Source organism: Methylobacter sp. (assembly GCF_036845245.1).
GTDB lineage: Bacteria > Pseudomonadota > Gammaproteobacteria > Methylococcales > Methylomonadaceae > Methylobacter_A.
The window spans coordinates 138,346-154,483 of sequence record NZ_DAIUEH010000001.1 but is presented as its reverse complement, the minus strand read 5'-3'; the positions used below and the strand labels follow the sequence as shown (position 1 = coordinate 154,483).

20 protein-coding genes are annotated in these 16,138 nt (G+C 48.7%); 13 read left to right on the top strand and 7 right to left on the bottom strand.

Annotated elements, in window-relative coordinates:
* Positions 1-271 precede the first annotated feature (271 nt).
* Positions 272-2,278, top strand: coding sequence for a squalene--hopene cyclase (shc, locus tag V7051_RS00640; protein WP_333872947.1), 2,007 nt, complete (start codon positions 272-274; stop codon positions 2,276-2,278).
* 18 nt (positions 2,279-2,296) lie between these two features.
* Here the strand turns inward: shc and V7051_RS00635 are convergent, their stop codons facing one another.
* Positions 2,297-3,826, bottom strand: coding sequence for a sensor histidine kinase (locus V7051_RS00635; RefSeq protein WP_333872946.1), 1,530 nt, complete (start codon positions 3,824-3,826; stop codon positions 2,297-2,299).
* 198 nt (positions 3,827-4,024) lie between these two features.
* On the opposite strand from V7051_RS00635, the gene V7051_RS00630 reads away from it, so the two are divergent.
* On the top strand, positions 4,025-4,204 hold the full coding sequence (locus tag V7051_RS00630) for a hypothetical protein (protein WP_334181100.1): 180 nt from the start codon (positions 4,025-4,027) through the stop codon (positions 4,202-4,204).
* Positions 4,205-4,381: 177 nt separating this feature from the next.
* On the opposite strand, the gene V7051_RS00625 is transcribed toward V7051_RS00630, so the two are convergent.
* Positions 4,382-4,849: a Spy/CpxP family protein refolding chaperone gene (locus V7051_RS00625; protein WP_333872944.1), complete on the bottom strand. Its 468-nt coding sequence runs from the start codon at positions 4,847-4,849 to the stop codon at positions 4,382-4,384.
* A gap of 688 nt (positions 4,850-5,537) precedes the next feature.
* On the opposite strand from V7051_RS00625, the gene V7051_RS00620 reads away from it, so the two are divergent.
* The 6 genes from V7051_RS00620 to V7051_RS00595 all read left to right on the top strand — a co-directional run bounded on the left by V7051_RS00620 (position 5,538) and on the right by V7051_RS00595 (position 8,472).
* Entirely contained in the window at positions 5,538-5,690 is a 153-nt protein-coding gene (locus V7051_RS00620; RefSeq protein WP_334181099.1) for a hypothetical protein, read from the top strand.
* Between the two features lie 223 nt (positions 5,691-5,913).
* Entirely contained in the window at positions 5,914-6,063 is a 150-nt protein-coding gene (locus V7051_RS00615) for a lmo0937 family membrane protein (protein WP_333872943.1), read from the top strand.
* 68 nt (positions 6,064-6,131) lie between these two features.
* On the top strand, positions 6,132-6,362 hold the full coding sequence (locus V7051_RS00610; RefSeq protein ID WP_333872942.1) for a hypothetical protein: 231 nt from the start codon (positions 6,132-6,134) through the stop codon (positions 6,360-6,362).
* Between the two features lie 155 nt (positions 6,363-6,517).
* Positions 6,518-6,706: a CsbD family protein gene (locus V7051_RS00605; RefSeq protein WP_333872941.1), complete on the top strand. Its 189-nt coding sequence runs from the start codon at positions 6,518-6,520 to the stop codon at positions 6,704-6,706.
* Positions 6,707-6,808: 102 nt separating this feature from the next.
* Positions 6,809-7,126, top strand: a complete 318-nt coding sequence (gene smbP, locus V7051_RS00600; protein ID WP_333872940.1) for a small metal-binding protein SmbP — start codon at positions 6,809-6,811, stop codon at positions 7,124-7,126.
* 251 nt (positions 7,127-7,377) lie between these two features.
* Positions 7,378-8,472, top strand: a complete 1,095-nt coding sequence (locus tag V7051_RS00595) for an L-dopachrome tautomerase-related protein (RefSeq protein WP_333872939.1) — start codon at positions 7,378-7,380, stop codon at positions 8,470-8,472.
* Between the two features lie 96 nt (positions 8,473-8,568).
* Here V7051_RS00595 and V7051_RS00590 read toward each other — a convergent pair whose 3' ends face one another.
* The gene (locus V7051_RS00590; RefSeq protein ID WP_333872938.1) at positions 8,569-9,498 is read right to left on the bottom strand and encodes a LysR family transcriptional regulator; all 930 of its coding nucleotides are present in this window, start codon (positions 9,496-9,498) and stop codon (positions 8,569-8,571) included.
* A gap of 260 nt (positions 9,499-9,758) precedes the next feature.
* Between V7051_RS00590 and amoA the strand changes: the two genes are divergently transcribed.
* From amoA to V7051_RS00565, 5 genes are all read left to right on the top strand, one after another.
* Entirely contained in the window at positions 9,759-10,511 is a 753-nt protein-coding gene (gene amoA / locus V7051_RS00585) for a bacterial ammonia monooxygenase, subunit AmoA (RefSeq protein ID WP_333872937.1), read from the top strand.
* A gap of 14 nt (positions 10,512-10,525) precedes the next feature.
* Positions 10,526-11,767: a bacterial ammonia monooxygenase, subunit AmoB gene (gene amoB / locus V7051_RS00580; RefSeq protein WP_333872936.1), complete on the top strand. Its 1,242-nt coding sequence runs from the start codon at positions 10,526-10,528 to the stop codon at positions 11,765-11,767.
* 20 nt (positions 11,768-11,787) lie between these two features.
* Positions 11,788-12,561 (top strand): bacterial ammonia monooxygenase, subunit AmoC, encoded by a 774-nt coding sequence (amoC, locus tag V7051_RS00575; RefSeq protein WP_333872935.1) that lies wholly within the window; start codon positions 11,788-11,790, stop codon positions 12,559-12,561.
* 278 nt (positions 12,562-12,839) lie between these two features.
* Positions 12,840-14,096: an MFS transporter gene (locus V7051_RS00570; protein ID WP_333872934.1), complete on the top strand. Its 1,257-nt coding sequence runs from the start codon at positions 12,840-12,842 to the stop codon at positions 14,094-14,096.
* A gap of 33 nt (positions 14,097-14,129) precedes the next feature.
* Positions 14,130-14,513, top strand: a complete 384-nt coding sequence (locus tag V7051_RS00565; RefSeq protein WP_333872933.1) for a tautomerase family protein — start codon at positions 14,130-14,132, stop codon at positions 14,511-14,513.
* A 31-nt stretch (positions 14,514-14,544) separates the two neighbouring features.
* On the opposite strand, the gene V7051_RS00560 is transcribed toward V7051_RS00565, so the two are convergent.
* Genes V7051_RS00560 through V7051_RS00545 form a run of 4 tightly spaced genes read right to left on the bottom strand, consistent with a single transcriptional unit; the run spans position 14,545 to position 16,024 of the window.
* A complete protein-coding gene (locus V7051_RS00560; RefSeq protein ID WP_333872932.1) occupies positions 14,545-15,018 on the bottom strand; it encodes a hypothetical protein in 474 nt (157 codons plus the stop codon).
* 2 nt (positions 15,019-15,020) lie between these two features.
* A complete protein-coding gene (locus V7051_RS00555; RefSeq protein ID WP_333872931.1) occupies positions 15,021-15,464 on the bottom strand; it encodes a phage holin family protein in 444 nt (147 codons plus the stop codon).
* A 10-nt stretch (positions 15,465-15,474) separates the two neighbouring features.
* On the bottom strand, positions 15,475-15,696 hold the full coding sequence (locus V7051_RS00550; protein WP_333872930.1) for a DUF883 C-terminal domain-containing protein: 222 nt from the start codon (positions 15,694-15,696) through the stop codon (positions 15,475-15,477).
* A gap of 13 nt (positions 15,697-15,709) precedes the next feature.
* Positions 15,710-16,024 (bottom strand): BON domain-containing protein, encoded by a 315-nt coding sequence (locus V7051_RS00545; RefSeq protein ID WP_333872929.1) that lies wholly within the window; start codon positions 16,022-16,024, stop codon positions 15,710-15,712.
* Positions 16,025-16,138 lie beyond the last annotated feature (114 nt).

The following is a 16,138-nucleotide window of genomic DNA, read 5'->3' as shown; positions in this document are numbered from 1 at the left end:
TATGTAGACCTTGGGGCATGATCATGCTGACTCTGCTCAAGTTTAACCGGACTGGGAGCGTTAGCGATTCATTCCGGGTTAAGTCACTTGCTGTAGCGTCAAGGTTGGATCATGACTTCAAGTTTCACTTGCGGCAGTAATGTTCTTGTGCGACTTGTTTATTATCCGGCAAACCTGAGTTCGTACGCGGTCGACAGGCAATTGCAGTTATCAATCTTAATGTGCAGACCTAAAGCCCTGACAGTAAAGTGAACCGAGAGAAAACTATACGATGCGAACAGACATATCTTCATTTACCGGTTTTGATTCCGCCTACGCTGGTTCCTGCTATCTTCCGAACACGCTGGACAGCGCGATTGACCGGGCTAAAGATCAACTTATAGGTCTGCAAAACCAGGAAGGTTATTGGGTATTCGAACTTGAAGCCGATTGTACGATTCCCTCTGAGTACATCCTGATGATGCACTACATGGACGAAATCGATACACCGCTTCAGGTCAAAATTGTTAATTTTCTTCGGTCTCAACAAAACGCGGACGGCAGTTATCCGCTTTATAAAGGCGGTGCGGGCGACATCAGCGGCACGATCAAAGCTTATTACGCGATGAAAATGGCCGGCGACTCTATCCAGGCAGCGCATATGGTCAAGGCTCGCGACTGGATACTGGCACAGGGCGGCGCCGCCAGGGCCAATGTCTTCACTCGCATCATGCTGGCCATGTTCGAGCAGATTCCCTGGCGCGGCGTACCTTTCATGCCTGTTGAAATCATGCTGTTGCCCAAGTGGTTCCCGTTTCATCTGGATAAAGTCTCTTACTGGTCGCGTACCGTCATGGTCCCGTTATTCATCCTCTGCACTTACAGGGTCAAGGCCCGCAATCCCCATAAGATCGATGTCGCAGAGCTGTTTGTTACCCCGCCTGATGAGGAAAAAAATTATTTTGCCCATGTCAAAACCCCGCTGGGTAAAGCCATACTGGCCGTCGAGCGCATGGGCCGCCAGATGGAGCCTCTGATTCCCGGCTTCATACGGCGCAAGGCTACCGCTAAAGCGCAGGACTGGTTCATGGAAAGATTGAATGGTTATGATGGCCTGGGAGCGATTTTCACGGCCATGGTCAATGCCTATGAAGCGATGGATTACCTGGGTATTCCTCCCGATAACGAGCAACGTCGCATTGCCAGAGAAGCCATCAATCGCTTGTTGGTCGTCAATGATGATATGGCTTACTGCCAGCCCTGCGTTTCTCCGGTTTGGGATACCGGCTTGGTCAGCCTGGCCTTGCAGGAAGTCGGCCGCCACCAACATGATCCACACTCCCGGCAAGCGCTTAAATCCGCGTTGCATTGGCTGGCCGGTAAGCAGTTAAGGGATGAACCGGGCGACTGGCGAATCCAGCGGCCTAATTTACCGGGCGGCGGTTGGGCCTTTCAGTTCGGCAACAGCTATTACCCCGACGTTGACGATACTGCGGTAGCGGCTCTGGCCATGGTTCAGGCCGAGGATCAAGAGTTTGCAGAGAATATCGATCGGGCCGGCATCTGGATTGCAGGCATGCAATCCGGCAATGGCGGCTATGGCGCTTTTGATGCCGACAATACCCATTACTACCTGAACCACATTCCATTTGCCGACCACGGCGCCTTGCTGGATCCGCCAACCGCCGATGTCAGCGCTCGCTGCATCATGTTTCTGGGCAAGCTTGTTGATCTCCACCCTGAATATAGAGCGGTCATCGATAACTGCATTGATTACTTGCGTAATGAGCAGGAGTCGGACGGCTGCTGGTTCGGCCGCTGGGGCACTAATTACATTTACGGCACTTGGTCGGTGCTGGTTGGTTTTGAAGTCGCAGGCGTTGCCAAATGTGATCCCAGTATTCTTAAAGCCATCATTTGGCTGAAATCCAGGCAAAGACCCGACGGTGGCTGGGGCGAGGGCAACGTAAGCTATCACGATGCCAATAGGCGCGGCGAATTCGATACCAGTACGGCATTCCAGACCGCGCTCGCACTATTGGCGTTGCTGTCGGCCGGTGAAGTTGGCTGTGCCGAGGTCGAAGCCGGGGTGGATTATTTACTGAAAACCCAACAGGCTGACGGGTTCTGGAATGACGAATGCTTCAATGCTCCCGGATTCCCGAAAGTTTTTTACCTGAAATACCACGGCTACGATAAATTTTTCCCGCTCTGGGCGCTGGGCCGTTACCGCAACGAGCGTCTCGCCGCTTTCGATTATGGCAATTTGCAAAGATCAACGTCCCATATTGTCAACTAAATGAGCCATTAACGCCCATCAGATTTTCTGTATCGGCAGGGTGAAATAAAAAGTAGTGCCGTTTCCAGGTTCGCTAGTGAAATTCAATATACCGTCATGGGCTTCGATAAGCGAGCGGCTAATGGATAGTCCCATACCCATGCCGCCCGCTTTGGTTGTGTAAAAAGGCGTTAATATTTTCTGTTGTTGGGCCGCATCAAGTCCCGGTCCGTTGTCATGAATTTTGACCTGTATTTCATTTTTGGGCGTTAATCGACTTTGGATGGTTACTCGGCGTTGCTGTTTTGTGGGTAAGTGCAGTAAGGCATCAGTGCTGTTTCGGATCAGGTTTATCAGAATCTGTTCAATTTGTATTTGATCGACATGGACCGGCGGCAGGTGGTTTTCCAGTTCATAGGTCAGTTTTATGTTGTTTTGTTTAACTTCTGCAATACATAGGCTGACAGCGTCACGAATCAACGTATTAAGGTCGGTGATGGAGCGGTGCTGTGCATGAGATTTGATAAATCTTCTCATGCCATGAATAATCCGTCCGGCTCTTAGAGCCTGTTGCTGAGTTTTATATAAGATCTCGGAGAGTTTTGCCAGATCAGGGTTTTCAGTGTTAATAAGGTTTAAACTGACTTGGGCATAACTGGAAATCGCAGTCAGGGGTTGGTTGACTTCATGAGCAATACCGGAAGCCATTTCCCCCATCAGCCCAAGGCGAGTGACATGGGCCAGTTCGTCCAGATGTTTCTTGTCTTGTTGTTCCCGCCGTTTGCGCTCGCTGATATCGGTAGAAATGCCGCACAAGCCGTAAATACTGCCGTCTTCGCGACGTAACGGATGATTAACGGTAAAATAGACATGAGTGATAACCTTATCCTTGTTGGTGCAAATATTCTCGGTGGCTATACGCTCGCCCAGCTCAATAACACGGCGATCATCTTCGCGTAATTTTACCGCCATAGACTCATCAAAAAGATCATAGTCTGATTTACCGATGGTTTCTGTTAGCGTTTTGCCAAGCAGTTCCAGTGCTGACTGGTTGGCGTACTGGTATTGATAGTTGCAATCCTTGATATAAATAAAAGCTTCGACATTATCGAGAACGGTCGCGAGTTTATTTTCGGTTTCGAGCAATTTATCTTCTACTGTTTTTCTTTGTTGCATCTCACTTTGCAACTGTGCAACCACTGGGTAACGAGAACGTGCAAGGATAACCCATGACATTAGCACCGCGGTGGTGACCGAAATAAGCGCCGTGAAGGCTTTAAGCGAATCGCCCAGCCAAAAATATAGAGGTACCCAGGTCGTGGTAGCCGACAGTAAATGCGTAGTGCCGCTGGCAATAATAAATCCGGAAAACATGACGGTCGGCCATGGATAAGCAAAATCTTTGTGCTGTCGGATAAAATAAATAAGTATTAGCGGAACAGCGTAATAGGCAAAAGTGATCAGCACATCTGCTGCAAGGTGTAGCCGAAGTAATGCGAGGCTCCACGAGAAGCGATAGTCATGGGGAATGAGGTCTTGAATGTTAAAAAAGTTAAGCAGTGGTTGCATTTGTCAGGCATAGGATAGTATGGGGCAACCTGAACTGGCCTTTTGACCGGTTCAGGTTACTCTCTGACCGGAAATAGACCAATTTCCAGAACATTTGAGCGGATTACTGCTTTATGCGCGAACCCTTTCAGTCGGCATCCTGTATTTACCGATGACGAATATTAAGCGGGAAAAACAAACTGATGCCGGGCGATTGCTGTGGCGGATAATATACGGGTGGCGGAATGTAGACAGGCTGTGCATAAAGATAGGGTTGCCGAAATCCAGGCCGATATCTATAGCCATCGCGCCCGTCATGCCATCCCCGATTGCCGTAACCGCCGTGTTGATGACCCCGCCCAGGGCCGTGGTCACGATCTGCGAGCGCCGACGATATAGAGCAAACGCTGATTGCCGAAGTAAAGATAAGTGCGATCACGACCTTATTGAAGATTGATCTGTGGCACTTAACGTGTTGTATTGAAAATTTCATATTGACTTGCCTTTTTTAGAATGCTTGATGCGACTATGAACCACAGGCTGGAATGCCTGATTCAGGCATAACCGTACTTGTAATTATTTGGCAACGGACTTCTTGGGGCTATGCTTGCGTTCACCATGACGGAACAAAGTATCCGCTTCCTTTTTTTGTGTATCCGACATGCCGGCATAGAGATCGGCAAACAGCGGGGTCAACTTTTTGATTCCGGCTGCGTGGGCATCAGCGATCTCGCCGTAGGATTTGAGATCGTCGACAGCGTTCATGTCCTTGGCGTGATCCACTCTTGCCTGAGTAAGAGCATCCATGGTTTTGGCATCATCGAGCATTGCCTGAGTGACCTTGCCCCATTGCTCTTCCTGTTCCGGCGTGATTTTGAGCTTGGCGTGCATATCTTTGATGCGTAACTCGACGCGATCTTGGTGATGAGCTTCTTTATCGATAGCGAGAGCCACTCCCGGCGCAAAAGCTAAAACGGCGGCTAGAGCCGTTGCGGCAATAAGGCGAGCGCTTGTATAAGTAAATTGATTGCCGCTTAATTTCATATTTATTCTCCGGATGGGTTCAAGTTTTAGCGCACGTATAAATTATTTTTAAGTTGTGTGCCGTTAGAATAATTATATTCACTCATCCGGAGATGCTCCGTTCGCTAGCACACATAAAGATGGCATCGTTTAAAAACTATCCCCAGTTGCTCTAGCGCCGTTCAATTCGACTTCTGTACGCTAGGGCACAGTGAGCGTCTACGAAGAAGACATAATTATCGCTGATGGTTCCCAGAACCGGTTTTAACAGGCTTAAGGTTTTGGTATAAAAAAGTTGAAGAGCACTGCAAGCGCCATATGTATTCATGGCAGCGGCTGTGTTCGACGTTTAGCTCAAAAGATAAAAAATTTTACCAGCTCAGGTTTTTTCGGATGATGTGCGGCGTTGGTGTGACCATCGCTTTGCAGCCGTTATATCCGCTTGTGCAGGTATTCCGGCTCTAGCGGATAAATAACCCTTTCACAGAAAAGCCGTAGTACTGTTCCGCAATAAGACACTGACCGATTCGGTCATTTAAAAGTTAGACATTTTGGGATCAAATGGAGACTTACGTTAACCCGTATTTGTTCGTTACCGCACCGACCAAGCTCATCTTTGAGTGTATGATTTTAAGCGGATAAGAGGAATATATTCAGCGCATTGGCCGCGATACACGGTCATGGCTAAGTTAAATATCTGGAGGTACGCATGCACAAAAATCAAACAAAAGACCGGGCCGAAGCAGCCAAAGGTAAAGTCGGGGAAGTCACCGGAATGATGGTGAGCAATAAAGGGCACGGAGATAGAAGAAGATGTCCAAAAGAACGTCGGCAAGATAGACGGGGATTTGTAATAACTTAAAGGAAGATGAGGACGTCGATAGTGCTGAGTTACGCAGCCGAATTCGGATAGATCGGCTAGCTGCACGGTAGTAACGAAATGTTCTGAATCATCTTTTTCCACAGGAGACGAACATCGAACTTGCCGGTTTATGGACAGATATCGCGTTGACCTTCGGCCGTTTCACATGTTTGTCTTTAGTTTATATCGCCGTTAATTGACGGCCTCTTACGGAGAAGCACACATGCTTGAAACTTTAGCGATTCTTTTAATTATTCTCTGGATAATGGGTTTGGTGTCCTCATACACAATGGGCGGGCTCATCCACATTCTCCTGGTTGTTGCAGTTATTATAATTTTGCTGCGGGTCATTCAAGGCCGACGTATTGTTTAGCGCACTGGAACAGGCTTGTATATAACGAAGTATGGATTGATAAATGCCGTTTTGATAAGGGGGATAAGATGAGCGCAGTCAAGGTTATAGCGATTGTACTGATCATGGCAGGCCTATGGGGCTTGATAGACGGCAGTTTCAGCTATAGCCGGGAAACGCAGAAAACCCAGCAAACCAAGTCAGGCGCGTTGGCACTGTCTGTTAAAGACACACAGACGGTGTATGTCCCGGTCTGGGTAGGTATCGGGGCGATAATAGCCGGCGGCTTGCTTTTGATTTTGGACAATAAGAAGGACTAGCGGCTGAGTCAATTAACGTCGATGATGGAAAAGGAAAGTCGTCTATGTTCGTTGCCGCACTGACTGAGTCTGGTTTTGAGTATATTGTTTAGCTAAGTGTTGGGAAATACTTTCCACGCTTTATCCATAATTTAACTAATTATCAGGAGACGCTCATGAACAAAGATCAAGTAAAAGGCCGAGTTGAAGAAGCCAAAGGCAAAGTCAAGGAAGTCACCGGAAAGATGATCAATGACGAGGAAATGGAAGTAAAAGGCAAAGTCCAAAAAAACGTCGGCAAAGGCCAGGCAGGCTATGGTGACGCTAAGGAAAAGGTTAAGGATGAGATTAAAAAAGGACATTAAGCTCGGATATTGTTGTGCTATGCAGACCGGCCGGAACAGGCCGGTCTGATGATTGATAGTGTAAGCAGATACGCTCAAATATTTTTTTCACAGGGGACGACTATGAAATTCAACAAAATTAAATTCACAGGATTATGTGCAGGTATCATTTTGGCCTTATGTTCGTTGGGTGCCTATGCCGCCGAAGAACACATAGAGCAAGCGCTTAAACATGCGAAAGAGGCCGCCAAAGCCGACGATGCGAAGACTATTGTCGAACATGCGGAAAAAGCCCAATCCCATGCGAAAACCGCGGATGAGCATCTGGATGCAGGCATCACAAGCCTGGATAACGCTATCGCTCAGGGCAAGCAAGGAAAGGCCGATATGGCGAAGAAAGCCGCCGAAGAGGCTGTAACACATCTGAAAGCTGCGGAATAAACGCCCGTCAGCTTAGGTAGCTGTAAAGAACGGCGGGCGAATAGCCCGCCTTTTTTATGTGCGTTGCAAAATCACAGCGGCGATGATCGTTAACCCGGAAAAGTAAAAATACCAAAATATTTGCCGCACGTGGCGGATTGAAATCCAGCCGCCCACAAAATTTATAAATACCGCCATGAATAAAGATCATTTAACAGCCTTGACTCGACGGAGTAATGTTTTCAATGAATCTTTTTCCATTGGAGCTATTTATGAATATCCTCGTTAAAGTCGCCGCCCTTTTATTGCTGTTCGCATTTGAAGCGGCGGCAAAACCCGATTCAAACTTCGACATCATGGCCAATCTCGATAACGGTCCGGGGAATGTAACCGTTACCGATAACGGCCGCATCATCATGAGCATGCATCAGTTTTATCAGCCTAAATACACGGTGGTTGAATATAAAAATAATGCACTGCTGCCGTTTCCCAACAAAGAACTGGCGGATTCCGATTCAATATCGAGTCTGAAACTGGATTCCGTGCTGGGCATCCGCTCGGATGCCAACGGCATCGTGTGGATGCTGGATAACGGCATGCGCAGCGGCATCACGCCTAAGCTGGTGGGCTGGGACACCCGCAGCAATAAACTGCATCAGGTCATCCATTTGCCGACACCGATAGCGCCCAAGGATGCTTTTGTTAACGATTTTGCGGTCGATACCCGGCACAATCATATTTTTATCAGCGATCCGGCCGGTGGCGCAAATGCGGCGCTGATTGTCGTCAACCTGGGCACTGGAACGGCAAGACGCGTACTGGAAGGACATCACAGCGTTATTCCTGAAGAGGTCGATTTGATTATTGATAATGTGCCGGTTCAAGTTAAAGATAAAGCCGGGAAACTGGTTCGGCCTCATATCGGCGTCAACCCGATCACCGAAGACCTGAGCAACGAATGGGTTTATTTCGGCCCGATGCATGGATTCAGCCTTTATCGGATAAAGGCGGATGATCTGGTCGATGAAAGTTTGGATACCGGGATGTTAGCAAGCCGCGTTCAACGCTACAGCGATAAGCCGATTTCGGACGGCATCACAATCGACAAGGATAACAACATCTATCTGGGCGAGTTGGCGGCCAATGCGATCGGCGTTATTTCGGCCGATAAAAAATACCAACGATTAGCCCAGTGCCCGCGCCTTTCGTGGGTGGATTCGTTCAGCTTCGGTCCTGATGGGCAACTGTTTGCGGTAGTCAATCGACTGCATCAGTCAAGTACACTTAATGGCGGCGTGTCGGCATCAAAACCTCCGTATTACCTGTTACAGATAAAAACCCTGGCTGCCGGATTGCCCGGACGGTAAGCAGCTTATCTATTTAAATCTTTTATTCACCACGAAGACACGAAGAACACGAAGAAATAAAACTTCGTGTTCTTCGTGTCTTCGTGGTGAATTGTTTTAAGCTAATAAGCCGTTAATGTTCCGCCCTATCGCTGTTATTTTGTCCCGCAGCCAAAGATGGGCCGGATCTTTGTCATGCAATGGATGCCAAATCATGACTAACTGGTAATAAGGAAGCTCGATAGGCACCGGAAAAATTTCCAGCGGCGCAAATTTTTTAAACTGCTCGGCAATTCGATAAGGCAGCGACAATATCATATCGGTTTCGGCAACGATCAGCGGTGCGGAGAGAAAGTGCGGCACGATCAGCTTGATGCGCCGCTCCAATCCCTGTTCCGTCAATTTTTGATCGATTAAGCCGACGTTGCTGCCGGTTCGGGAAATCAACATATGGGGAGCAGCCAGATACTCTTCCAACGAAGGCGGTTTTGTTATCAGCGGATGATCCTGCCTGACCACGCACGCCATCTGGTCGCTAAATAAATGTTCGCAGTGTAAATGTGGAGGCGGATTGAGTACCGATTCGAAACCGAGCACGACATCGAGGCTGCCGTTTTCCAATTGTGCGGCCGGGAATGACGATTCGGTGCGCTTAATATGAATATCAATACCGGGGGCGATTTGGCCGATCAATCCCAATAGCTCAGGTATTAACAGCAATTCCATATAATCCGTGGCCGCAAGCACAAATCGCCGTTGACTCGTTCCGGCTTCAAATTCCAACGGCGGCTGAATCAGTTGCTCCATCTCATTCAGTAAGCTTCTGACCGGTTCAATCAAGGTTAGCGCTCTTTCCGTGGGCTTCATTCCGGTCGGCGTTTTAACCAGCAGAGGATCATCCAGCTGTTGCCGTAGTCTTTGCAAAATATGGCTCATCGCCGATTGCGTGATAAACATCTGTTCCGCAGCACGGGTAACGTTCAACTCTCGCATCAGTACATCGAAGGCCACCAATAAGTTCAAGTCAAAGGTTCTTAAATTAGACATAGGAGTACTTTTCAATGTTGGTTCGGGTCAGGATAACAAAAACACAGCATGCCTCGACCATGAATTGTGTCAATGACGGGATGAAATATAAACATTTAACAAAGCCGTTCTTTCAACCTACTGTATCACTCAAGCGTGTTGTTTAGCTTGCGTCGGCTCAGTTCCCCCCTCAATGAGCTGCCGATAAAACTTACGACACGCTGACTCTTTTGGATAAGCGAATCAGCCTTATCTATCGCTATTTGGTAGGAGAAGCAATTATGTCAGTAAATATTTCAAACCGGTCATTTCGACCTTACACAGGAGAAAAAGCGCGGATTACCCGCGCTTACGATTACCTGATCCTGGTATTGGCTCTTTTTCTGTTTATCGGTTCGTTCCATCTTCATTTTGCGCTGACTGTCGGCGACTGGGATTTCTGGGTGGACTGGAAAGACAGGCAATGGTGGCCGCTGGTGACGCCGCTGATGGGTATTACTTTTCCTGCGGCGGTGCAGTCGGTCATGTGGACGAAGTTTCGCCTGCCTCTGGGCGCTACCTTGTGCGTGGCTGCGTTATTGATAGGCACCTGGATCACCCGCATATTCGCCTATCACTATTGGAATTATTTCCCCATTAACATGGTCTTGCCCGCCACCATGTTACCCGGTGCGCTGGTGCTGGACGCGATCCTGATGTTGAGCAACAGCTTGACCGTCACTGCGGTTTTAGGCGGAGCGTCTTTTGCGTTGCTGTTCTACCCCAGTAACTGGCCCCTGTTCGGCATGTTTCATGTGCCTGTCGAATACGGCAACGGCCAATTGACGGTCGCTGACTTGTTCGGCTTCGAATACATACGCACCGGCATGCCGGAATATTTACGCATCATCGAACGGGGTACCTTACGCACTTACGGTCAATACGCAGCGCCGTTAGCGGCATTTTGTTCGGCGCTGTTATGCATCCTGATGTACACCTTATGGTGGTTTATCGGAAAGTGGTTCGCAACCGTTCGTTACCTTAACAAAATCTAACAGGAGGGCGGTTTATGAAACAGCTATTAATCAAGTGCATGGTGTCTCTCGGGTTTATTCTTTCGCTGTACACGTTGAATATCGCAACTGTGATGGCGCACGGGGAAAAGGCTTTGGAGCCGTTTATCAGAATGCGCACGATACAGTGGTACGACGTGCAATGGGACAAACAAAAATTTAATGTCAACGAAGAAGTCAGCGTTAGCGGCAAATTCCATGTCGCCGAGGATTGGCCGGTCAGCGTACCCAAGCCTGAAGCGGCGTTTTTGAATATATCCACGCCCGGCCCGGTGCTGATCAGGACCGAACGCTATCTGAACGGTAAACCTTTCATGAATTCGGTGGCCTTGCAGCCCGGAGGCGATTACAACTTCAAGATTGTACTCAAAGGGCGGTTGCCGGGCCGTTACCACATCCATCCGTTTTTTAACCTGAAAGATGCCGGGCAGGTGATGGGGCCCGGCGTATGGCTGGAAGTTACCGGAAATGCGTCGGATTTTTCCAACGAGGTCAAAACCATCAACGGCGAGGTGATCGATATGGAAAGCTATGGCCTGGGCAACGGTATATTCTGGCATCTGTTCTGGGGCTTATTGGCAGCGGCCTGGCTGCTCTGGTGGCTGCGACGGCCGTTGTTTATTTCACGCTACAGAATGCTGCAAGCCGGTGGTTTGGAAGATGAACTGATCACGCCGAACGACCGTTTAATTGCAAAAGCGATGCTGGTCGGGGTGCCCTTGTTGGTGTTGGCCATCAATGCAATGACGATAAGCGAATATCCGAAGGCGATACCGTTGCAGGCTTCGCTGGACCAGATTTTGCCGCTATCCGCCCAGGTCAATGCCGGCGTGGTCGATGTAGAGACTTTAAAAGCCGAATACCGGATACCGGAACGTTCAATGGAGTTCACTGTAAAGGTCAATAATCGCAGCGAAAATCCTGTTCAAATCGGCGAGTTTTCTACCGCTAATGTGCATTTTTTGAACCAGGATCTGCAAGCGGCGTATCAAGGCGATTCAACAACTATGACAGCGATTGAAGGCTTGAGCCTGGAGAATGCCGCACCGATACAACCCGGCGAACAGCGCACGATGACGATAACCGCCAGGGATGGATTCTGGGAATCCGAAAAACTGAACGGGCTGATTCGGGATGCCGACAGCCGGATCGGCGGCCTGCTGTTTTTGTACGATTCGGAAACGGCCGCGCGTTATATCTCCAGCATCACCGCCGCAGTGATTCCGAAATTCAATTAAACCGTTAAGAGGCTTACATCATGGCTACAACATCCGAACAATTACCTTTAATGGTAGAAAATAAAAACGCAGCACCCTGGTATATCAAGGATTTACCGATGTACCTGAAAGGCTTTGCCATGCTAACGGTTATCTATATCGGGCTACGCTCATATCAAGGCGCTTTTGCCGTAGCGTCTGGGCTGGACTCGTCCGAACCGGCGTTCGAGCAGTACTGGATGCAGCTATTTTACGTTGAATTAGGCATTCTTGCCGTGTTCGTGACCGGTGTCTGGGGCTATTTATGGCTTTCCCGCGATCGTAACCTGGACAAGCTGGAACCGAAGGAGGAAATCAGCCGTTATTTCACCCTGACCATGTGGATCAGTATTTACACCTTTGCGGTGTATTGGGCCGGTAGTTACTTTGCCGAACAGGATAATTCCTGGCATCAGGTCGCAATCCGCGACACGCCTTTTACGGCCAATCATATTATCGAGTTTTATTTTAACTTTCCTCTGTATGTGATTCTAGGCGGCTGCGCCTGGCTATACGCCAGAACCCGGTTGCCGCTTTATGCCAAAGGCATTTCGTTGCCGTTGACATTGGCTGTATTCGGGCCGTTTATGATCCTGGTTAGCGTCGGTTTCAATGAGTGGGGGCATACCTTCTGGTTCAGGGAGGAGTTTTTCGCCGCGCCCATTCATTGGGGTTTTGTGATCGGCGTCTGGTTTGCGCTGGGCGTAGGCGGCATATTGCTTCAGGGCGTAACCCGTTTGATTGAGTTACTTGATGAGTTGGAAGACGCGCCATGATTTATGGATAACGGAGTGGTCAAAGCGACACAGAATCGTCTCTCCCTCCGAGCCTAGATGTTACCACCCTTGTTCCACGCGTTGCGTCACTGCCATTAAGTTAAGCACATTGACACTCCGTAGGAGCGGGCCGTGCCCGCGACATTTGGACAGCGATTGAAGGCTTTAGCTCATTCATCGCGGGCACGGCCCGCTCCTACAATGCTTAACTTAATGGCAGTGACGCGTTGCGTGGGAACGAGATAATTATTTTAACCATTTCGAATATGTCGCTAATCATGACAACCATTAAACGCACCGGCATTCATTATGCCTGGGTCGTACTCGCTGTTACCTTTACCTGTTTGTTTGTTGCATCTACGCTTCGATCTGTTCCGGGCATCATTATGCTGTCGCTGGAGCATGAATTTCATTGGAGTCGGGAAACAATCAGCGGCGCCGTTTCGGTCAATCTACTTTTATTCGGGCTTGCCGGTCCTTTTTTAGGCAGATTGATGGATTTATACGGTACTAAAGCCATCACCCTGATCATGCTGACTCTGGTCACTTCAGGGGCGGGCGGCAGCATCTTCATGCAGGAACCCTGGCAACTGTATTTGTTTTGGGGCGTGATCATTGGCGCAGGTTCGGGAGGAACCTCCATAGTGATGGGATCGACCGTTGTCAATCGCTGGTTTCGGCAACGGCGCGGTCTGGCTTTGGGGATTTTGGGCGCCGCCTTTTCGTCGGGCCAGTTAATTTTCACCCCTATTATCATGAACCTGAACATTCAGTTCGGCTGGCGGGCGGTAACGCTGTTTATCACGTTGATGCTGGGCCTGGTCGTATTGCCACTGGTTATGATATTTATGGCTAATAATCCCGGCATAAAGGGATTGCAGCCTTATGGCGACAATGGGGACGCTGCACCTGAGGTTCGTCCTGACCCGAACCCGATGCGTTCGGCAATGGCCAACCCTCAGTTCTGGTTGCTGGCTTTCAGTTTCGGTATCTGCGGTTTTACCACCTCAGGCCTGTTTCAGACGCACTTGATTAGTCACGGCATCGAACACGGTTTTCCGGAAATGACAATGGCGGTGTCATTAGGCGTAATGGGCGCGACCGATATTGCCGGTACTGTTTTTTCCGGTTGGCTATGCGACCGTTTTGGTAAGTGCTGGCCGCTGGCGATTTATTACGCGCTACGGGGCGTTTCATTAATGTTACTGCCTTATGTTGAATCGACCGGGCAACTGATGGCCTTTTCCGTTGTCTATGGGCTTAATTGGCTATCGACGGTTCCTGCGACTTCAGCGCTCACGGCGGATCTGTTCGGCAAACAAAATGTCGGGGTCGTATTCGGATGGATTTGTTTTGCCCACCAAGTTGGTGCAGCGTTAGCCAGTTACGGTGCCGGTTATTTGCATGGTTTGTTCGGGAATTACACCTTGGCTTTTATGACGTCAGGCCTTTTTGCGTTAGTCGCTACCGGGCTTGTCGTTAATATACGGGAATATCAATTTATTGCCGGTTCGAGTCGTATTTCACGCAGTTAAACTGCTTCAATAATAAAACCAGGAGATATAAAAATGCCGTTAGTTCGCATCTCGTTAATGAAAGGCAAGCCGAATGGCTTTGGAAAAAAGGTGGGTGCGATCATCTATCAAGCGATGGTCGAGACAATCCATGTTCCAGTTAAAGACAATTTCCAAATTATCACCGAACACGATAGCAATACGCTGATCTATGATCCGACTTATCTCGACATTCGACGAAGCGATGAAATTATCGTAATACAAATAACGCTGAATGAAGGACGAGCGCCCGACTTAAAGAAAGCGCTCTTCAATACGATCGCCGATCGGCTCCATCGGGAGCTCGGCGTCCGAATGGAAGACGTTATGATCAATCTGGTCGAAGTAAAAAAGGAAAATTGGTCTTTCGGGAATGGAATAGCGCAGTATGGGCAATAAAGCATCATAAATATCTGTTGACCGTGATGCGCTATGCTAGTGGTTTTCGACGAGTATATCGCCGGCGGTTCTGTTTTGCTTCAGAACTCGGCACAGGGTGGGGTTTTCGTTTAGCCGCTTCAGCCGACGTGTCTTGCCGTTGATAGCGGGACTTCATCAGCCATACCAGAGGCAAGGCCGTATATAAAGTTTGAGCCGAAGTTATCAAATTCATGGCAACTTTCAAAGGGCTGGTTTCGGTACTGATTGTCTTATCGGTCTTTTCTGTCTTATCGACAGTGCTACGAACTTTGGCAGGTCGGCGTTTAGTGATCTCGCTGACAATAAAACCGATCCCGGCCGCCAGCAGCAAAGAGCCGGGGTCGGTCAGCTGTTGGTATATTTTTCGGACCAATAGATTGGTCCGAAAATCGATCAGTTGTTGACGGTTCAACACCTGCCACTCGGCGGCTTTGATTTCATCCGTCAGCAGCTTGGATTGATCCTGATTGGCACGATTGCGCATCTTCAAAACTCCTCTTTGTTATTGCGCTGTGGAGAGGGCATTGACTGAAGGCTGTGGACGGTTGCCGGAAATTGCAGATAACGGCTCTTGCGGTGTATGGCCACCACAAGAATCAATGTGAGCAGCAGATTGAAAACCACGGCAAGCAGTATGGCACTGCTTGCTATGATGCCATGTTCAATCATCCACATGACGGCGGCAGCGAGAAGTCCCACCCATGCGCCGATCAGCAAGACTGCAACCATCACTCCGGCGATGATCATGAATACCAGGTTCTGTCCGGCCCGCCGCGCTTCCAGCGCTACCAGATGGAAGTAATCGTGGCCGAAGCCATATATCTCCAGCCATAACGCTTGGGCATTTTCCAGCAAACCGGAAGTTTTTACCGGATCGCCATCTGTTGCAGATTGCCCAAGCGTTTCGTTATTTACCGCGTTTCTATCCATGACGCCCGCCTTAACGATTGACCAGAAAACGGCTAAGAATAAATCCTGCCGTTACTGCGATACCCATCGACATGATCGGATTGTCATGAATATAATTACGGAAATCATTGATCATTTGCTGTTCGGCATCGTCCAGTTGCTCTCCATCGCTGCCAAATACTTTTTTTGCTGCATCGGCTATCTTGTCGATAGTCCCATGTGCAAGATCAGATGCTATATCGATGGTTTCCATAAGTTTTCCTCACTTATTTAAGCCGCATGTCATTTTTGACTGATTTAACACCTTTGACGCCACGTGCAAGTTCTATCGCTTTATTCATATCGGCGCGCGAATTAACAAAGCCGCTTAACTGAACCACGCCTTTGAAAGTTTCAACATTGACTTCGGCGGCGCTTACATTAGGATCGTTTACCAGCGCGGCCTTAACTTTGGTGGTGACAACGCTGTCGTCAACATATTCCCCGGTTCCTTCAGTTTTGGGCGTTGATGCACAACCGGCGGCAGTCAATAAGGTCAGTGTCAAAAAAAATGCGGAAAAAATTCGAATAAGATATTTCATGGTTAAATCTCCTTTTAAATGCCTAATGAAGTAAACCGAAGAAACCCTTTGAAGCCTTCATGGCTTTAAAGTGAACGGTCTACCGAGAAAAATTTTAAATACAAAGCGACTAAG